The 19505-nt window shown below is 30.3% G+C and carries 21 protein-coding genes; 12 read left to right on the forward strand and 9 right to left on the reverse strand.

Features of this window, described 5'->3' with window-relative positions; genetic code table 11:
* The first annotated feature begins 114 nt into the window (after nucleotides 1–114).
* Complete coding sequence (locus tag Q4586_RS11040) at nucleotides 115–1368, forward strand: exo-beta-N-acetylmuramidase NamZ family protein (RefSeq protein WP_303528998.1); 1254 nt, start codon at nucleotides 115–117, stop codon at nucleotides 1366–1368.
* 39 nt (nucleotides 1369–1407) lie between these two features.
* Here the strand turns inward: Q4586_RS11040 and Q4586_RS11045 are convergent, their stop codons facing one another.
* On the reverse strand, nucleotides 1408–2073 hold the full coding sequence (locus Q4586_RS11045; RefSeq protein ID WP_303529000.1) for a class I SAM-dependent methyltransferase: 666 nt from the start codon (nucleotides 2071–2073) through the stop codon (nucleotides 1408–1410).
* A gap of 6 nt (nucleotides 2074–2079) precedes the next feature.
* A complete protein-coding gene (recG, locus tag Q4586_RS11050; RefSeq protein WP_303529003.1) occupies nucleotides 2080–4176 on the reverse strand; it encodes an ATP-dependent DNA helicase RecG in 2097 nt (698 codons plus the stop codon).
* Nucleotides 4177–4237: 61 nt separating this feature from the next.
* Here recG and Q4586_RS11055 point away from each other — a divergent pair, with 61 nt between their 5' ends.
* Together Q4586_RS11055 and Q4586_RS11060 are read left to right on the forward strand one after the other, a co-directional pair.
* Complete coding sequence (locus Q4586_RS11055) at nucleotides 4238–5449, forward strand: RsmB/NOP family class I SAM-dependent RNA methyltransferase (RefSeq protein ID WP_303529004.1); 1212 nt, start codon at nucleotides 4238–4240, stop codon at nucleotides 5447–5449.
* Between the two features lie 257 nt (nucleotides 5450–5706).
* Entirely contained in the window at nucleotides 5707–6141 is a 435-nt protein-coding gene (locus Q4586_RS11060) for a hypothetical protein (protein ID WP_271405385.1), read from the forward strand.
* Nucleotides 6142–6185: 44 nt separating this feature from the next.
* Here Q4586_RS11060 and Q4586_RS11065 read toward each other — a convergent pair whose 3' ends face one another.
* The 4 genes from Q4586_RS11065 to Q4586_RS11080 are packed head-to-tail and all read right to left on the reverse strand — an operon-like array spanning nucleotide 6186 to nucleotide 8816.
* Entirely contained in the window at nucleotides 6186–6647 is a 462-nt protein-coding gene (locus Q4586_RS11065; RefSeq protein ID WP_303529006.1) for a MaoC family dehydratase, read from the reverse strand.
* A 7-nt stretch (nucleotides 6648–6654) separates the two neighbouring features.
* Complete coding sequence (locus Q4586_RS11070) at nucleotides 6655–7251, reverse strand: trimeric intracellular cation channel family protein (protein ID WP_408034071.1); 597 nt, start codon at nucleotides 7249–7251, stop codon at nucleotides 6655–6657.
* Nucleotides 7252–7274: 23 nt separating this feature from the next.
* Nucleotides 7275–8393, reverse strand: a complete 1119-nt coding sequence (locus Q4586_RS11075; protein WP_068706057.1) for a DEAD/DEAH box helicase — start codon at nucleotides 8391–8393, stop codon at nucleotides 7275–7277.
* 30 nt (nucleotides 8394–8423) lie between these two features.
* Nucleotides 8424–8816, reverse strand: a complete 393-nt coding sequence (locus Q4586_RS11080) for an acyl-CoA thioesterase (RefSeq protein WP_271405389.1) — start codon at nucleotides 8814–8816, stop codon at nucleotides 8424–8426.
* A gap of 101 nt (nucleotides 8817–8917) precedes the next feature.
* Here Q4586_RS11080 and Q4586_RS11085 point away from each other — a divergent pair, with 101 nt between their 5' ends.
* Entirely contained in the window at nucleotides 8918–10255 is a 1338-nt protein-coding gene (locus tag Q4586_RS11085) for an MATE family efflux transporter (protein WP_303529009.1), read from the forward strand.
* On the opposite strand, the gene Q4586_RS11090 is transcribed toward Q4586_RS11085, so the two are convergent.
* Nucleotides 10247–10918 carry a DUF2461 domain-containing protein gene (locus Q4586_RS11090; RefSeq protein ID WP_068706051.1) on the reverse strand — a complete coding sequence of 224 codons (672 nt, stop codon included), beginning with the start codon at nucleotides 10916–10918 and terminating at the stop codon, nucleotides 10247–10249. The two genes, Q4586_RS11085 and Q4586_RS11090, sit on opposite strands and share 9 nt — an antisense overlap.
* Before the next feature lie 421 nt (nucleotides 10919–11339).
* On the opposite strand from Q4586_RS11090, the gene pyrE reads away from it, so the two are divergent.
* Nucleotides 11340–11990, forward strand: a complete 651-nt coding sequence (gene pyrE, locus Q4586_RS11095; protein WP_068706050.1) for an orotate phosphoribosyltransferase — start codon at nucleotides 11340–11342, stop codon at nucleotides 11988–11990.
* 5 nt (nucleotides 11991–11995) lie between these two features.
* Nucleotides 11996–12385 carry an orotate phosphoribosyltransferase gene (locus Q4586_RS11100; RefSeq protein ID WP_068706234.1) on the forward strand — a complete coding sequence of 130 codons (390 nt, stop codon included), beginning with the start codon at nucleotides 11996–11998 and terminating at the stop codon, nucleotides 12383–12385.
* A gap of 1 nt (nucleotide 12386) precedes the next feature.
* Here Q4586_RS11100 and Q4586_RS11105 read toward each other — a convergent pair whose 3' ends face one another.
* Nucleotides 12387–13118: a biotin--[acetyl-CoA-carboxylase] ligase gene (locus tag Q4586_RS11105; RefSeq protein WP_068706232.1), complete on the reverse strand. Its 732-nt coding sequence runs from the start codon at nucleotides 13116–13118 to the stop codon at nucleotides 12387–12389.
* An 87-nt stretch (nucleotides 13119–13205) separates the two neighbouring features.
* On the opposite strand from Q4586_RS11105, the gene rsfS reads away from it, so the two are divergent.
* The 6 genes from rsfS to Q4586_RS11135 are packed head-to-tail and all read left to right on the forward strand — an operon-like array spanning nucleotide 13206 to nucleotide 17848.
* Entirely contained in the window at nucleotides 13206–13574 is a 369-nt protein-coding gene (gene rsfS / locus Q4586_RS11110) for a ribosome silencing factor (RefSeq protein ID WP_068706048.1), read from the forward strand.
* A gap of 25 nt (nucleotides 13575–13599) precedes the next feature.
* Nucleotides 13600–15528 carry an ATP-dependent zinc metalloprotease FtsH gene (gene ftsH / locus Q4586_RS11115; RefSeq protein ID WP_068706046.1) on the forward strand — a complete coding sequence of 643 codons (1929 nt, stop codon included), beginning with the start codon at nucleotides 13600–13602 and terminating at the stop codon, nucleotides 15526–15528.
* A gap of 11 nt (nucleotides 15529–15539) precedes the next feature.
* Nucleotides 15540–16130 carry a hypothetical protein gene (locus tag Q4586_RS11120; protein ID WP_068706044.1) on the forward strand — a complete coding sequence of 197 codons (591 nt, stop codon included), beginning with the start codon at nucleotides 15540–15542 and terminating at the stop codon, nucleotides 16128–16130.
* Nucleotides 16131–16133: 3 nt separating this feature from the next.
* Nucleotides 16134–16928: a phosphatidate cytidylyltransferase gene (locus Q4586_RS11125; protein ID WP_068706042.1), complete on the forward strand. Its 795-nt coding sequence runs from the start codon at nucleotides 16134–16136 to the stop codon at nucleotides 16926–16928.
* Between the two features lie 24 nt (nucleotides 16929–16952).
* Nucleotides 16953–17210, forward strand: coding sequence for an acyl-CoA-binding protein (locus tag Q4586_RS11130; protein ID WP_068706039.1), 258 nt, complete (start codon nucleotides 16953–16955; stop codon nucleotides 17208–17210).
* A 5-nt stretch (nucleotides 17211–17215) separates the two neighbouring features.
* On the forward strand, nucleotides 17216–17848 hold the full coding sequence (locus tag Q4586_RS11135) for a YceI family protein (RefSeq protein ID WP_303529016.1): 633 nt from the start codon (nucleotides 17216–17218) through the stop codon (nucleotides 17846–17848).
* A gap of 67 nt (nucleotides 17849–17915) precedes the next feature.
* Here the strand turns inward: Q4586_RS11135 and Q4586_RS11140 are convergent, their stop codons facing one another.
* Entirely contained in the window at nucleotides 17916–19463 is a 1548-nt protein-coding gene (locus Q4586_RS11140; RefSeq protein WP_303529018.1) for a peptide MFS transporter, read from the reverse strand.
* Between the last annotated feature and the right edge of the window lie 42 nt (nucleotides 19464–19505).

The following is a 19505-nucleotide window of genomic DNA, read 5'->3' on the forward strand; positions in this document are numbered from 1 at the left end:
GTAATTAATTCTTACTTAACTAAACTTAATAATACCCTTCATTTAAATATTTTACTCTTTTTTATATAAAACAGGTTTTTAAATAGTAATTTTATCTTTTAAATTTACCTTTAGATGAAAAACAGTTTTAAGTATTTTATAGTGTTTAGTTTAGCTATTAATTTTCTATTTATAGCTTGTGCTAAGCAACAAAAAACGGTTACTAAAAAAACAACACCAACAATTAAAGTTGTTGACTCTTTGATAATTGGTGCTGACAGAACTGCTAGCTATTTATCTAAATTAAAAGGTAAAAATGTTGCTATTGTTGCCAATCAAACATCTGTTTTAAATGTTTTACAAAACACTGAAATAGCACCAAATATTATGGGTTCTAAACTTGTACAGCATCATTTAGTTGATTATTTACATACTTATAATAACGTTAACGTTACAAAAGTTTTTGCTCCTGAACATGGTTTTCGTGGTAAAGCCGATGCTGGTGAAACTGTGGTAGATGGTATTGATACTAAAACACAGTTGCCAATTATTTCTTTATATGGAAAAAACAAAAAACCATCTAAAGAACAGCTTAAAAACATAGATATTATTGTGTTTGATATTCAAGATGTGGGTGCTCGTTTTTACACCTATATTTCTTCGTTGCACTATGTAATGGAATCTGCTGCTGAGGCTAATATCCCTGTAATTGTTTTAGATCGACCTAACCCGAACGGACATTATATCGATGGCCCAATATTAGAAACCGAGCATAAAAGTTTTGTAGGTATGCATCCTGTTCCGGTAGTTTATGGAATGACTATTGGCGAATACGGGCAAATGATTAACGGTGAAAAGTGGTTAAAAAACGGAATTCTGTGTGATTTAACTGTTATTCCTCTAAAAAACTACACACATGCCATTAAATATAGTTTACCTATAAAACCTTCGCCTAATTTACCTAATGATACAAGTATAAATTTGTATCCTAGTTTATGCTTTTTTGAAGGTACCAATGTTTCTGCCGGTCGTGGCACTGAGAATCAGTTTCAAATTTATGGTGCTCCTTTTTTAACTGAATATGACTTTAGTTTTACACCACAACCCAACCCTGGAGCTAAACACCCAAAACATAAGGGTAAATTATGCTACGGAGAAAATTTACAACAAAATGAATTTTTAAGTAATTTGAATTTATCATGGCTGATAAAATCGTATAAAATGGCTAATAAAAAAGATTTTTTTAATGCGTTTTTTACAAAATTAGCAGGTACAAAAAAATTACAACAACAAATTGAAAAGGGTTTTTCTGAAGCAGAAATTAAAGCTACTTGGGTAAAAGACTTAGAAGATTTTAAAAAAGTACGCAAAAAGTATTTACTTTATTAATAGTTATAAATTTTATTAAAAAATAATAAAATTAACTTTTTAAAAAACCTGATAAAGTGTTGTAACAATAACTCCTTTACCATTACTTAAAACATTGTTTACCAATTTTGTTTCTTCTTTTATCTTAAAATTAAATGGTGGAGCTAGTAAATTAATTCCACTTTGTTTTTTTAGTCGAATCCCTTGTCCTGAAATAATATCTTTATTTGGAGTAAAATTTCCTTCTGGTAAGTGTTCGGTTACAATAACATATTTAAAATTTTGCAACTTTTGTACAACTTTTAAAACCTCAGCATTAGACAAATGCTGCAAAACTTGTCTTATTATAATACAATCGGCAGTTGGTAACGTATCTTTTGAGATATCAAGACAATGAAAATCTAATTTTGAATTTTTAAAATGTTCTTTGTTATAAGCTATTAAATCGGTAACTATATCTATTCCAATGTATTTATGAGTATATTTTACTAATTGTTTACCTATATTAAAATCGCCACAACCTAAATCACATACAGTAATTGGTTTATTAAAAGACATTAAAAATGTTGTTACTGCCTTTATATATGGTTCGGTTATTAATAAATCATGAGAACCTTCGCCTGAATAAAACTCAGTTTTATTATCGCCCCAAAGTTTCATTTCATACACCTGTTCCATAGCTTTTTTGGTTGGCCAAGGTTGTTTGTTTTTCTTTTTTACATTCATATACACTTAGCTAATATTACTCCAAAGTCCGCTTGTTTTTTGTATTTGACTATATACTTTTAATAAACTAGCATTTTCTGGCTTAGATAAATTAGGGTCTTTTTCTAATACATTAACAGCAGTTTGTCGTGCTTTTTGTAAAACAGCACTGTCTTTTACAACATCAGCAATTTTAAGGTTTAACACCCCGCTTTGTTGGGTTCCCATGATATTACCTGGACCACGGAGTTTTAAATCAACTTCTGCTATTTTAAATCCATCAGTAGTTTCTACCATGGTTTGTAAACGTGTTTTTCCGTCTGATGATAACTTATAGCTCGATAATAAAATACAATAACTTTGTTCAGCACCACGCCCCACTCTACCTCGTAATTGATGTAATTGACTTAAACCAAAACGCTCTGCACTTTCAATAACCATTACAGATGCGTTGGGTACATTTACACCTACTTCAATAACCGTTGTTGCTACCATTATTTGAGTTTCCCCATTAACAAAACGATTCATTTCATATTCTTTATCGGCAGGTTTCATTTGCCCATGTACAATACTTATTTGATATTTAGGCGACGGAAAATCACGAACTATACTTTCATACCCATCCATTAAATCTTTATAATCCATTGCTTCAGATTCTTGAATTAACGGATACACCACATAAGCTTGTCGCCCTTTATCGATTTCATCTTTTAAAAACTTAAAAACACTTAAGCGATTACTATCGTAACGATGTACCGTTTTAATTTCTTTACGCCCAGGTGGTAATTCATCAATAACAGAAATATCTAAATCTCCATACACCGACATTGCTAAAGTTCGTGGAATTGGTGTGGCTGTCATTACTAAAACATGCGGCGGCAACTCGTTTTTTTGCCACATTTTAGATCGCTGTGCTACTCCAAAACGATGCTGCTCATCAATAATAGAAATCCCTAAGTTTTTAAACTGAACTTTATCTTCTAAAATTGCATGGGTCCCTATTAAAATATGTAAAGATCCGTCTTCTAAACCCGCATGAATTTCACGTCGTTTTTTAGTTCTAACAGATCCTGTTAATAAATCTACTTTTATATTCGTTTCTGATAATAGCTCTACAATTCCGTTATAATGTTGAATGGCTAAAATTTCAGTTGGCGCCATTATAGTTGCTTGGTAAGCATTACCAATTGCTATTAACATAGTTAACAAAGCAACAATAGTTTTACCCGAGCCAACATCACCTTGTAGTAAACGATTCATGTGTGCGCCCGAACCTATATCTTTTCGTATTTCTTTTAAAACTTTTTTTTGGGCATTAGTTAAATCAAAAGGTAAGTAATTATTGTAAAAATTAGTAAAATCATCTCCTACTTTATCAAAAACATACCCTTTAATTTTTGATTTTCTGATGAGTTTTTTTTGCAATAATTGTAGCTGAATAAAAAACAGCTCTTCAAACTTTAATCGGTATTGTGCTTTGGCTAATAATTCTTGACTTTTAGGAAAATGAATATTTAAAAGGGCTTCTTTTTTTCCTAAAAATTGATTTTCGGTTAATAGATACGTCGGAAATGATTCTTCAATTAACCCGAATGCTTGTTTAAATAAGTTTTGAATATACCCTCGTAAAACTTTATTACTAACTCCTTTATTACTTAATTTTTCAGTGGATGGGTATACAGGTTGCATAGCCATTTGTAACTTACTTTTATATTCTTTTACCGTTTCCATTTCTGGATGTGGCATGTTGGCGGTATTATTATACCAGTTTAATTTTCCGTAAATTACATACGGAACACCTATTTTTAAGCTATCCTTAATCCACTTAGCGCCCTTAAACCAAACTAAATCTAACGACCCAGTAGTGTCAGAAAAAGTAGCTACTAACCTACTGCCACGTTTTTGTTTCACCTCCTTTACTCCAACAATCTTACCCACTATTTGAACTTCGGCTGAATTTTGCTGTAATTGATTAATGGTATAAAACTGAGTTTTATCGATATAACGAAACGGAAAAAGATGCAATAAATCGCTACATGTTCTTATACCCAACTCGGTAAACAACAATTCTGCCTTGGCAACACTTACGCCTTTTATATATGTTATGGGATGATTTAAATTCATTAAAAACGAAAATACAAAAACCCATTAAAATCAACTATCTTTGCACTCTTAAATTCACCAAATGAGATTACATAGAAATTTAGTTTACGCAGTTATTGATAGTTTACGCGATATTTTTAATGAAGATGTTTATGCTGATAAGGCTGTTGAAAAAGCGTTAAAGAGAGATAAAAGATGGGGAGCACGTGACAGGAAATTTGTTGCCGAAACTATTTATGATATTGTACGATGGAAACGTTTGTATGGTGAAATTGCCAATGTAAAAACACCGTATTCAAGACCCGATTTATGGCGTTTACTAGTAGTTTGGTGTGTGTTAAGAGGTATTAAATTACCAGATTGGAACCAAATTGAAGAAACCCCTACTAGACGAATTAAAGGGAAGTTTGATGAACTTTCTCAAACCAGAAAATATAGAGAATCTATTCCTGATTGGATTGATGAATTAGGTGTTAAAGAATTAGGCGAAGCTGTTTGGACAAAAGAAATTGCAGCCTTAAACAAACGTGCCGATGTTATTTTACGTACCAACACCTTAAATATATCTAAAGAAAATCTTCAAAAAGATTTAAAGCAAGAAGGTATTGAAACAGAATTTATTAATGGTTGTGACGACGCTTTACGCCTAGTTGAACGTGCCAATGTTTTTAAAACCGAAGCTTTTCATAAAGGATATTTTGAAGTACAAGATGCTTCATCACAATTAGTAGCTTCGTATTTAGATGTAGAGCCTGGTATGAAAGTAATTGACACTTGTGCTGGTGCTGGGGGAAAAACATTACATTTAGCTGCCTTAATGAAAAACAAAGGGCAAATTGTAGCGATGGATATTTACGAAAGTAAATTGAAAAAACTAAAAATTAGAGCGCGTAGAAATGGTGTTAGTAACATTAACTTAAAAGTAATCGATTCTACCAAAGTAATTAAAAAACTATATGGTAAAGCTGATAGGGTTTTAATTGATGCACCTTGTTCTGGTTTAGGAGTTATCCGTAGAAACCCTGATAGTAAATGGAAATTACAACCTGAATTTATAGATAATATTAAAGAAATTCAGCAAGATGTTTTACAACGCTACTCAAGAATGGTAAAACCTGGAGGTAAATTAGTCTATGCTACTTGTTCAGTATTACCATCTGAAAATCAAGATCAGGTTAAAATATTTTTAGCCTCTGAAGATGGAAAAGATTTTACACTTGTAAAAGACAATAAAGTATTAGCGCATAAATTTGGTTTTGACGGATTTTACATGGCGCAATTAGTAAGAAAATAACAACTATTATCTTTATACAATTCAAAAGGCTCGGGATTTTAAAATTCCGAGCCTTTTTCAATCAACTATTAAAAACTAATTAATTACTAAAAATAAATTATTAAGTAATTACTTACATATATGACGATGTATTTATTTAATTGTTACAATTTGTTTGTAGTTTAACACTTTTTTATGATTGATCGATTTTACTCATAATTTTGTTATATAATAGTTTATCATTATTTTTAAATAAAACTAACTAAAATTTTAAACTTATGACAACTTCAAACAAACCTACTATATGGTTTTGGGTAATTGGTATTATTGCGGTATTATGGAATGCTATGGGCGTAAATCAATATTTACAACAAGCATATAATACCGATGCTTTTAAAGCGATGTATCCTGATGAAAAAGTTTTAGAAATGGCTTTAAATACTCCTTCTTGGGTAATGGGAGCATTTGCTATTGCGGTTTTTGGTGGAGCTTTAGGAAGTGTTTTCTTATTACTTCGAAAAAAAATAGCCAAACCTATTTTTTTAGTTTCTTTAATAGCAATTGTAATACAAATGTTTTACAACGTTTTTATGAGCGGTGCTTTAGATGTTTATGGTCCTGGAGCTGTTATAATGCCAATTATGGTAATAGGTTTTGCTGTTTTTATACTATGGTATACTAAAAAGAGTGAAGCTAACGGTTTGCTTTCTTAACCTAAAAATATTTTAAAGCTGTCTTGTAAAATTAAGGCAGCTTTTTATTCAATTAAAACAAAAATAAATTCAGCAACACAAGCTGGTTTTTCTTGCCCTTTTATTTCTATTAAACAATTAAAAGTTAGTTTTTTTCCGTTATTGAAATCTTCAATTTGTTTAAGCGAACTAACCAAGCGTAACTTACTATTTACAGGAACTGAGTTAGGAAAACGAACTTTATTTAATCCGTAGTTTAACCCCAACTTTACACTTTTTATTTCTATCAAATCAGAAATTAATTCCGATAACATGGCAACAGACATAAATCCGTGTGCGATGGTTGTTTTAGTAGGTGAATATTTAGCTGCTTTTTCTTCATCAACATGAATCCATTGTTTATCTAACGTAGCATTTGCAAAATCATTAATCATTTGCTGGGTAACAGTAAACCAATTTCCTACCGGTAATTCTTTACCTTCTATAGAGTGTAGTTTTGCTAAGTCTTCAAATACTAACTTTTTCATAACGTTATTAATTATTTAATACATCTTTTTTAACTCGTGGTAATTCTAATTCATATTTAACAGCTATGGTTCTAATGACAATAATTACTGAAGCTGCTATAATAAATTGAATATCTTCATTTATTTGAAAATTATTTAAAATCAAATAAACTACTCCCCCTGCCAAACATGCTGATGCATAAATTTCTCTATGAAATATTAACGGAATTTCGTTGGTTAAAACATCACGTGTAACCCCGCCCATTACTGCAGATGACATTCCCATAACCAAAGATACAAAAGGATGTAAATTATAGGTTAACCCCTTTTGTAATCCCAATAAAGTAAATACGCTTATACCAATAGTATCAAACAAAAACATGGTTTTTCGAAGTGGTGCTATTTTACTTCTAAATAAAAAAGTTACTAGAACAGCTATTAATATCGTCCAGATGTAATTAATATCACCAATCCAATTTATAGGGTGTGCATTAATTAGAACATCGCGAATCATACCTCCACCAACTGCGGTAACAAAAGCGATAATAACAACTCCAAATAAATCAAAATCTTTTTTAATTGCAACCAAAGCACCACTTATAGCAAAGGCAAATGTTCCTGCCAAATCTAAGATGTAAATAATTTCCACTATATATTTATTTCAGAAAATTGTATTTGTAACGTTCTTTCAGCTTCTTTTATATTATTTCTTTCATTATTAAGAATTAATACTAACGAAACTCCTTTTTTACCAGCTCTTGCCGTTCTTCCACTTCTGTGCGTATAATACTCTAATTTTTCTGGCAATTGATGATGTAATACAAAACCTAAATTTTGAACATCTATACCTCTTGCTGCAACATCTGTTGATACTAAAATTTGAATATTTTCTTTTTTAAAAGCACGCATTACTTTATCACGTTCTTTTTGCATCATATCACCCTCTAAGGCATCTACCGAAAAACCTTCTTCTTTAAGTTGTTTGGTTAATTTTTGAACACCTGCTTTTGTTCTAGCAAAAATTATTCCTCTTTCTGCTTGCCTTTTATCTAAAAACTTAATGATAACATCTACCTTTTCAGGAATTGTAGTTTGTACAAATTGATGGGTTATATTAGCATTTACTAAAGCGTTTTTATTTACTTCTACTTGTTTTGCTGAGGCATTCATATATTTTTTGATGATACTTCTTATTTCATCTGGCATTGTTGCTGAAAACAACCATGTTTTTCTAGTTCCTGAAGTGTATTTTAAAATACGATTTAACTCTAATTTAAACCCCATACTTAACATTTCATCAGCCTCATCAAGTACTAAAGTATTAATATCTTTTAAATTAACCTCTCCTCTTTCAATTAAATCGATTAATCTTCCAGGAGTGGCTACTATTATATGTGTAGTTCTTTTTAAATTGTTAATTTGTCTATCAATTTTTTCTCCACCATATACTGCTTCTACAAAAATTTTAGCATCAACATATTTTGTAAACTTAAATAATTGTTTTTTTATTTGCTGCACCAATTCTCTCGTTGGTGATAATATTAAGGCTTGGGTAGTATTTTTTGATGCATCAATTTTATGTAAAACAGGTAATCCATAAGCTGCTGTTTTACCAGTACCTGTTTGTGCTAACCCCACAAAATCAGCATTATTTTGTAATAAATAAGGTATTGCTTGTTCTTGTACTTCAGTAGGTGTGTTTATACCTAACTCTTTTAATCCTTTAACATACTCTTTTCGTATGCCTAATGCTGTAAATGTTGTCATCTTATTTATTTATAAATGCAAAGATATTGCTTATTTTTTGCCTAAAAGTAAGTTTGTTATTTCTTTAGTTACTCTTTTGGGTTTTTGAGTTTTGGCATCTAACAAACAAAATGTCGTTTGTGATTTTACCAAAACATCTTCACCTCTTCTCACTTCAAAATGGCGAATTGATTTTATACCCGCAGTTTCACCAACCCAAGTTTTTATAATTACTTCATCTCCTAAGGCACCTTGTTTTTTATAATCTATTTCGTGTCTAATTACAAACCAAACATAGTCTGGTGTTGGAATATTACTTATCAATAACGCCCAATGTTCAGATGATACTTCTTGCATCCATTTTACATAAACTACATTATTTACATGTTTATATTCATCAATTTCAGTTGAAGTTACTGTGTATTTTTTTTCGTAAAAATTCATTTAACAAAATTACGCGATTGATGTTAATTATTACTTAAAACCACTCCTGATTTTGCATTGGTATCGTAATATTGTTGATATTCGAACCTTTTAAATCATACATGAATAAAATTACAAACAATTTTGGTACCGAAAAGATAAGTAAACTTCTTTTAAAGCAAGCAATTCCGGCTTCTATAGGAATTTTAGTAATGTCTTTAAATATGATTGTAGATACCATTTTTGTAGGTCGTTGGATTAATATGATGGCTATAGCTGCAATTACAGTGGTTTTACCAATTGCTTTTTTAATTTCTTCTATAGGTATGGGAATTGGTATCGGAGGCAGTTCTATCATTTCAAGAGCTTTAGGTAAAGGTGACTCTTTAAAAGCTTTTAAAGTATTTGGAAATCAAATTAGTTTAACTGTTTCTTTATCCGTTGTATTTGTAATTATCGGCACTTTTTTTAGTTTTCCTGTGCTGCAATTATTTGGCGCCAAAGGTACTATCGTAACTCCTGCTACCGAATATTTTAATGTAATTGTTTGGGGAATCCCTTTTTTAGCTTTTGCCATGATGGGAAATCCTGTTGCAAGAGCTGTAGGAAAACCTAACTATGCTATGTTTACCATGATTTTTCCTGCAATTATAAATATTATTTTAGATATTGTGTTTATAAAATTTATGGAACTAGGAATGTATGGAGCTGGGCTAGCAACTTCTATTTCCTATGCTGTTAGCGGTTTATTCATACTGTGGTTCTTTTTATCAAAAAATACGGATTTAAAAATTATTCCTAAGTATTTTATTATTGATTCAGATATATTAAAAGAAATCATTTCGTTGGGTGGAATTACCATCATCAGGCAAGGAACCATAAGTATTTTAATAATTATCTTAAACTACAGTTTATTTATATACGGAGGAGAAATATCAATTGCCGTATATGGAATTATCAATAGAATAATGATGTTTTCACTCTTTCCTGTGTTAGGTGTTATGCAAGGATTCTTACCTATTGCTGGCTATAACTACGGAGCAAAAGATATTAAAAGAGTAAAAGAATGTATTAAAATAGCCATTGCTTTCGGAACAGCAATAGCAACACTTATTTTTATATTTATAATGTTTTTTCCTACTGAATTGGTTGCTTTGTTTACTGATGATATCAATTTACAAAACCTTACTACAGATGCTTTAATTATAGTCTTTTTAGCAACACCTGTTATTACTATACAATTAATCGGATCTGCATATTTTCAAGCCGCAGGAAAAGCGTTACCAGCGCTAATTTTAACCTTGTTAAAACAAGGTTTTTTCTTAATTCCATTGGTATATTTTTTACCTAAATTTTACGGTGTTTTGGGTGTGTGGGTGTCTTTTCCTATTGCTGATGTTTTAGCTACTTTTGTAACTTATATATATTTAAGAAAGGAAGTTAAATTTCGTTTAAATTAAACTTTCGCCATTTAAATTAGTAGTTAACACATCGCTCATTAAATTAAAAAACGGTCGTAAAGCTTTATATGACCTGTTTATTTCTGATAAGAAATCTTTTGATAACACTTCTTTATCACTAAAATTACGAACTGCAATAAATCCTTTTTTACGTAATAAATCAATATCTGGATGACTTTTATCAAATCCTCTTGGAGCTGATCTTAACTCGGCTCCTTCAAATTTACCTCCAAAAAGCTGTACAAATTCAGGATCTTTTAGAATATCTCTAAAATCAGAAGCATCCATTTCTATTTCTTTACGTATACGTAATAAATCTTCTTTATTAGGTTCCCAAAATCCGCCCGCTAAAAAGCTTTCTCCTGGGCGAATACGTAAATAATACCCACCTCTTAAATGTTTTCCTTTTCTTGAAAAAGAACCTGCAAAGTGGGGTTGATACGGTGTTTTATCTTTCGAAAATCGTACATCTCGGTAAATTCTAAATAGTTTAAATTTATCTACTACGTCGTGTTTTTCTAAATTTTCTCTTATTTGTGCATAAAAATCTTTTGCCTGATTTTGTACTTCTTTAAAAGTATCTTTTTGTTCAGCAAACCATTCTCTAGTATTGTTTTCTTTTAAGTCCTGTAAGAATTGAAGTGTCGATTTTTCTAATTGCATTAACTTTATTTTTACATTTTGAAAGGTACAAAAAAAGCGCTGTAGAAAATTGATAATGTTTGTATATTTTTATCTTTAACTTAAATACAAATAGTATCTTTTAAAATATTAAATTCAAGAACAACATCAAAACAATACTATTAAAAACAATAAACCGCAATAAAAACCTCTACAAAACAACTATTTAAACCCAACACTAACTTTAAGTTAAAATTTAACACTACACATAATTACCTCACTATAATATCTAATTTAAACTCATAAGGTAAATTTATTTTTAACTTCTCTGATTTTAACCAATACGTAAGTCCATCCATAATTGTATTTTTGTAAATAAAAACCACATAATCTTCTTCATTTTTTTATTGAAGTTGTAAAAATTATTGGTTTATCATTAACAAAAACTTTATACATTTGCGCTATGGATTTTAATAAAGATACAGGAAAAAAAACAGCAGAACTTTTACTGCAAATAAAAGCTATTAAACTAAACCCTAACGAACCTTTCAACTGGGCATCGGGATGGAAATCACCAATTTACTGCGACAACAGAGTTACATTATCTTATCCGCCAGTTAGAAATTTTTTGAAACAGGAAATTGCTAAGTTGGTTGAGGAAAAACATGGTAAACCTGATGTTATTGCTGGGGTTGCTACAGGAGCTATTGCTATCGGAATGTTAGTTGCACAAGAGCTAGGCGTACCTTTTATATATGTTCGTCCTGAACCTAAAAAACATGGGCGAAAAAACCAAATAGAAGGGCATTTAGAAAGCGGGCAAAACGTAGTGGTTATTGAAGATTTAATAAGCACAGGTAAAAGTAGTTTAAATGCTGTAAAAGCTTTAAAAGAAGCACATGCTAATGTAAAAGGTATGATTGCTATTTTTTCTTACGGATTTGATATTGCTACTGAAAACTTTAAAAATGACAACGTAGCTCTTACTACATTAAGTAATTATGAATATTTACTTGAGCAAGCTTTAGACAGCCAATATATTACGAGTGAAGAACTAAGAATGTTAGAAGACTGGAGAGTTGAACCAAGTAAGTGGAAACAAAACGAAAAATAAGAAAGATGAATATTGAAGGAAACAAAGTAGTTGTAAAAAAATCAACAGAAGAGGTTTTTAACTTCTTAAACAAACTAGATAATTTTGAACAATTAATGCCTGAAAATACTCAAAAATTTGAGGTTGATGGCGATAGTTTTATTTTTGGATTAAAAGGAATGCCTGAAATTAGATTGGTGATGAAAGAAAAAACCGAATACTCTAATATCACTTTAGGTGCTGCTAGTAGTAAACTACCTTTCACTTTAGCTGCTAATATTAATGAAGTATCAGAAAATGAAAGTGAGGTTGTTTTAAAATTTGACGGAGATTTTAATCCTATGATGGCAATGATGGTAAAAAAACCATTAACCAAATTCATTGATACTTTAACTGAAAATATTGCAAAATTATAAATTAAGCAAACGAAACTTCTTTAATACCAAATTCTTTAAAAGTTTCATCAGCTAATTCTATTTGAAGGTTTCCAGAAGCGGATACTCCAATGATTTTACCCATAAATAAAATGTTCTGATTTGTTTTAAACATACTCGGAACATTTTTTTTATACAAAACACGTAAATACTCCTCTTCTAAAATTAAATATTCCTTTTTTTCTAGCAATAAAATCTTCTTTTTCATATAAAATAAAATCCTTTTTAATAAAAGATCTAAATCAATTTCTTTATCTAAAATTATTTTTATAGAAGATGCGTTTGGCAAATCTGAAGAAAAAATCTCTTGATTCACATTTAATCCAATTCCGATAATAGAACTATTAATTTTATTTAAACTCAACGAATTTTCAATTAAAACACCCGCTATTTTTTTATTTTCTGACATAATGTCGTTAGGCCATTTAATAGCTAATCGAGGTAGTTTTAAGTACTTAATGGCTTCATAAACACTTAAAGAAACACAATAATTTAAATACTTATAATCAGTAATACACAAACTTTCAAATAGTTTAAAAACGCTAAAAGTCAGGTTTTTACCTGCTATCACCTCCCAGTTAGAATTCATTTGTCCTCTACCCGATGTTTGTTTTTTTGTTACTACTACAGTAAAATCTTCAACACTTACTTTTGCTGCCATATCCTTTAAAAAAGAATTGGTTGAATCAATGGCATCAAGTTTGATTATTTTCATATAAGTTTTGCGAATAAAACAAGTATCAATATTAAGCAAATTACTCGCAAAAAAATAATAACTTTGCTTAAAACTTAATTTTTTTTGATGACAAAAAAACAAGCAAGCACTGACGATTTAATCGCTGTGATTATAAAAGGAATTGACGAGGTAAAAGGAGAAGATATCCAGCTACTAGATTTAAGAGAATTAGAAAATACAGTTTGTGATTATTTTATAATCTGTTCAGGAAATTCAAACACACAGGTAAATGCTATTTCTGGATCTATACAAAAAATTGTAGGTAAAGAACTAAAAGACAAACCTTGGCATGTTGAAGGACAAGCAAATGCCGAATGGGTTTTAATGGATTATGTAAACGTAGTTGTACATGTTTTTCAAAAACAAGTACGTGATTATTACGACATTGAAAGCCTTTGGGGTGATGCTAAAATTACCGAAATAAACCCCGCTTAATTGCTACTAATATAGACATACTTTTATGAGTGATAAGAAAAAAAACACCCCAAAATTTACATTTAATTCATTTTGGCTTTATATTCCTATTTTAGTAATCCTTTTAGGATTGAGTTTTTTTAACTCAAACAACTTAGGGTCTCGTAATATTTCAAAAAACGAATTTAATAAGATTTTACAAGCTAACGATATTCAAAAAATTGTTATCGAAAACAATAATGTTGCGCAAGTATTCTTAAAAAGTGAAGCTGAAAAAAAAGAAGAACATAAAAAAATAACAAGCTCTCCTTTTTACAGAAAAGGTGCGCCTTTATACACCTATAACTTTGGTGATTTACAAAATTTCGAAAATGAAATTAAAAAAGAAAAGGCTGAAAAAAACCTTGACTTTGATAGAAGTAACATCGAACCAACAAGTTTAATAACTACTTTATTTGATTTCCTTCCGTTTATATTACTTATCGCTATTTGGCTTTTCTTTATGAAAAGAATGTCAGGTGGTGCTGGCGGTGGTGCTGGCGGTGGTCAAATATTTAACATTGGTAAATCAAAAGCCAAACTTTTTGACCAAGGAACCAAGGTAAAAACTACCTTTAAAAATGTAGCAGGTTTAGAAGGAGCTAAAGAAGAAATTCAAGAAATAGTAGATTTCTTAAAAACACCTGAAAAATACACTAAATTAGGTGGTAAAATACCAAAAGGAGCTTTATTAGTAGGACCTCCTGGTACTGGTAAAACATTATTAGCGAAAGCTGTTGCTGGTGAAGCTGGTGTACCTTTCTTTTCTTTATCAGGTTCAGATTTCGTAGAAATGTTTGTGGGTGTAGGTGCTTCTCGTGTTAGAGATTTATTTAAACAAGCACAACAAAAATCACCTTCAATTATTTTTATTGATGAGATTGATGCCATTGGTCGAGCTAGAGGAAAAAACAGCATGACAGGTGGTAATGATGAACGTGAAAACACCTTAAATCAACTTTTAACAGAGATGGACGGTTTTGGTACCGATACCAATGTTATTGTTTTAGCCGCAACAAACCGTGCCGATGTATTAGACAAAGCATTAATGCGTGCTGGTCGTTTTGACCGTCAAATATATGTTGATTTACCAGACCTACACGAACGTAGAGAGATTTTTGAAGTACACATAAAACCTTTAAAATTAGCTGAAAATGCTAATTTAGAATTACTAGCCCAGCAAACTCCTGGTTTTTCAGGTGCCGATATCGCAAACTTATGTAATGAAGCTGCTTTAATTGCCGCTAGAAACAACAAAGAAGCTGTTGAGCATCAAGATTTTTTAGATGCTGTGGATAGAATTGTAGGTGGTTTAGAAAAGAAAAATAAAGTAATTACTCCAAAAGAAAAAGAAGTTATTGCTTTTCATGAAGCTGGTCATGCAACTGTTAGTTGGATGTTAGAGCACGCTGCTCCGTTAGTAAAAGTTACCATTGTACCTCGTGGACAATCCTTAGGTGCGGCTTGGTATCTCCCAGAAGAAAGGAAGATTATTCAAACCGAACAAATGCTTGATGAAATGTGTGCTACTATGGGTGGTAGAGCTGCTGAAAAGCTAATGTTCAATAAAATATCTACTGGTGCTTTAAGTGATTTAGAAAAAGTTACCAAGCAAGCCCGTGCTATGGTTACTGTTTATGGTTTAAACGATAAAGTAGGAAATGTTACTTTTTATGATTCATCAGGAAACGATGCTTTCGTAAAACCTTATAGTGATGATACTGCCAAAACTATTGATGAAGAGATCTCTAAAATGATCGAAAATCAATATGAAAGAGCTATTGCACTTTTAAGCAAACATAAAGACAAACTAAATGAACTTGCTAAATTACTACTTGAAAAAGAAGTTATTTTTAAAGATGATTTAGTAAAGGTATTTGGAGAAAGACCTTTTGAAATAAAAGAAGAGAAAGCTAATCCTAAAATTGAAGAATAGTTTTTATTTGAATGAATTTTTTAAAAAAAATATATAAATCATATAAAGAGTCATCTAAAGAAAAGATAATTAACGAACAAGAAGTTATTTTATCTTTAGATGATTCTTTTGTTCATAACTTTATTAATAAAGGAGGTAAATTTTTATACTGTACTACCATTGATGAAGTATCAAATAACCTAAAACATATTTTACAAGAAAATAATTGGACCAAAATTACGTGTTCAGATTATGATTTATTAAAAGTAAGCCAAAAGTTAAACATAGATGTCCAACAACATATTACTGAATCGGTTCCTTTTTTTACTTCTTGTGAACATTTAATTGCTAATAACGGTAATATTTTATTTTCATCTAATCAACTCGGCAGTAACAAACTACCTTCTCATTCGGATCATTTTATAGTATACGCTACCACAAGTCAGTTAGTAAAAAATATGGGGGAAGGACTTACAGGTATCAAAACTCACTTTAGCGGTAATATACCTACTAATATTAGCTCTACTACAAACTACAAAATTGACAGCGAAGATGATAGTTTTCTAAGTTATGGTAATAGTAACTCAAAAAACTTATATTTGCTCCTCTTTGAAGATTTATAAACTATGCGCAACCTTATAACAAGAAGCATTTCTGGACTTGTTTATGCTATAATTTTCATTTCTGCTATTCTTTTTTCTAAAGAATCATATATAGGATTAATGGCGATTTTTTCAGTAATATGTGTTTTTGAATTTTCAAGAATACTACAACTTAAAAATATTTTACCCTATTTTATTTTAACCGCATTTATATATTTATCGGTTATTGAAATACCCAAAACATTAACAAGTAACCTAATTGGTTTTTCATTTGCGGGTTTATTAATATTACTCTATTTATTAATAAGTACAAAACCTATAAAAACCGAAAAATTAGGACAAAAATTATTTTTACAAGTAATTTATCTAATTTTACCTTTTTATTTTTTAATAAAATTACCGTTTATAGATAACAGTTATCATCCGAATGTAATTATCTGTATTATATTAATGATATGGACTAATGATAGCTTTGCCTTTATAGTTGGTAAAAATTTTGGGAAACATAAATTGTTCGAATCTGTATCTCCTAAAAAAACAATTGAAGGCTTTATTGGAGGTTTAGTTTTTTCCATTTTAGCAGGTTTTTTAATTGGTAAATTAAGCAATTCATTTTCGATATTAAACTGGGTTATTATTGCAATTATTGTTGCTGTTTTTGGATCTTTAGGTGATTTAGTAGAATCTAAATTTAAACGACAAGCTAACATAAAAGACAGCGGTATAATTATGCCAGGTCATGGAGGATTATTAGATAGGTTAGATAGTTTGTTTTTCCTAGCTCCCTTTGTATATTTGTATATACATTACATAATGTAATTATTTTCTACTTGCTCATTATTTATGGAAAACGATATAGATATCCAATTTAGAAAAGCTTACCTTAAAGCTTCTTGCTTAAAAGAGAAATTACCTCCTGATATTATGCTTAAGCTTTATGCTTACTATAAACAGGCGGTAAAAGGAGATAAATTTACATTTAACAACAATCATGATTTAAGAAATGCTTTTAAATTTAATGCTTGGATTCAATTACAGGGCATGAATGAAAATGAAGCTAAACAAGAATACATCAATTTAGTTAACTCAATTATAAAATAAATACCATGAAAAAAATCATTTATTCATTATTTGTATTTGCTGCCATAGGAAGTTTTGTTTCTTGTAAAACAGAAGCAAAAAAAGAAACACCTGTTAAAAAAGAAGAAGTAAAAGTTGAAAAGAAAGCTGCTTTTATATTACAAGAAGCTGACAATAATATCAATTGGACAGCCTATAAAACAACTGAAAAAATACCTGTAAATGGTCATTTTCAAAAAATTACAATTACTGCAAACGGAGAAGGGAACACCGCTAAAGAAGCTATTAACAATGCTGAATTTACAATACCTGTGAGTAGTGTATTTACGAAAGATACTAGTAGAGACTTTAAGATTAAGAAGTTCTTTTTTGGTATTATGGACAACACTAAGCTGCTATCTGGTAAGTTAATTTTAGAAAATGATTCTATTGGCTATTCAAACATTACCATGAATGGAGTAACAAAAAAACTACCATTTAAATACTCTTTAAACGGAAAAACCTTTAAACTAACAGGTAAACTACAAATTACTAATTGGGGTGCAGAGAAAGCATTAACATCTTTAAATGAAGCTTGTAAAGACCTACATAAAGGTGCTGACGGTGTTTCTAAAACATGGGATGATGTTACTATAAACATTACTTCTACTTTTAAGTAAACCATTTTGATTATAAAACACCAAAAAGCCTTTGATTAAATCAAAGGCTTTTTGGTGTTTTACTTTTTTAATGAATATTGTGCATCATTTTTTTTATAGGAGATGAAAAAACAATTACCAAAACCCCAACTAACGAAGCTATAACTCCGAAACTTGCATATACTGAAACATACGAATATAACTGTTGAAATACAATTCCTTTTTCTAAAACTACACTACTTGATACCCCTGTAACAAACCGAGTAATTTCTCCAAATATTCCTGTTGAAAAAACACCTAAATCACCTTCTGAAACAGTAGTTAGTTTCGCTATCTTACCTGCAAAAAAATGTCCATAAAAATTTGCAGAAAACCAAACTCCCATAATAAAAGCGACATATTTTGTAGGCGATAATTCTGTCATTTTTGACAAACCAATAGGCGATAAAAACAACTCTCCTATTGTTAACACTAAATACCCAATTATTAAGTAAAACATTGGTGTTTTTGCAAAAGCGTCTACTTGGTTTGCTGACATGCCGAAAATAACAAATCCAAGTCCTAAAAACAACATCCCTAGTCCGAATTTAATTACAGAATTAGGGTTTTTATTAACTTTACTCAAAAAGGTCCATAACATAGAAAACGGAATTGCTAATAAAATAATAAATCCAGAGTTGATACTATTGGTACCTGCTGCACTCATTCCTATTAAATTCACATTTCTATCTGCAAAAAGTGTTAACGAACTACCTGCCTGTTCAAAAATAGCTGAAAACAATGTGTACAAAACCGTAAAATATACAGCAACTAATAAACGCTGCTTTTCGGTTTTACTTACTTTTTTTAAAATATGTGTGATGTAGGCGATTAAAAATAATGAAACTACCCAAACTAAATAATGTTCAAACTGATGAAATCGTACAATTAAGGCAAAAATTGGCACCGACAAAAATGCGGCAATAATAATAACATTTCCTTTTTTTATTCCAAAAACAGTTTCATTATATAGTTTTTCATTAGTAACCAGCCCTTTATCTTTAAATGTATTATTCTTAAGTCCTCTTTGAAAAACAAGCAAACCTAATAACATTCCAATTCCTGCTAATACAAATCCGTAATGCCAACCGTACACTTCAGCAAACCAAGCACATGCTATAGGTGCGAGAGCTCCACCAATATTTATTCCCATATAAAATATGGTAAACCCTGCGTCTCTGCGTACATCTCCCTGTTCATATAAATCACCTACAAATGATGATATATTGGGTTTAAAAAATCCATTTCCGACAATAATTAAAGCCAATGATCCATAAAAAAAAATCGGCTGCTCAAAGGTTAATAAAAAATGACCCAATGCCATTAATACTCCGCCTAATAAGATTGCTTTTCTAAATCCTAAAATTTTATCTGCAAGTATACCGCCAATCATCGGGGTTACATATACGAGCGACATATAAGCAGCATAAACTCCAAACGACATTTCATCTGAATATACCAAATGTTTGGTCATGTATAAAACTAGTAAAGCTCGCATTCCGTAAAACGAAAATCGTTCCCATAATTCAGCAAAAAAAAGATATAACAATCCTTTTGGATGTCCCATAAAATTTGATGTAGATGTTTGTGTGTTCATAAAATAAATTTTTCACAAACCTATCTTCCTTTAATAAAATTA

The organism is Tenacibaculum soleae, assembly GCF_030549005.1.
In the GTDB taxonomy this organism is placed as follows: domain Bacteria; phylum Bacteroidota; class Bacteroidia; order Flavobacteriales; family Flavobacteriaceae; genus Polaribacter; species Polaribacter soleae.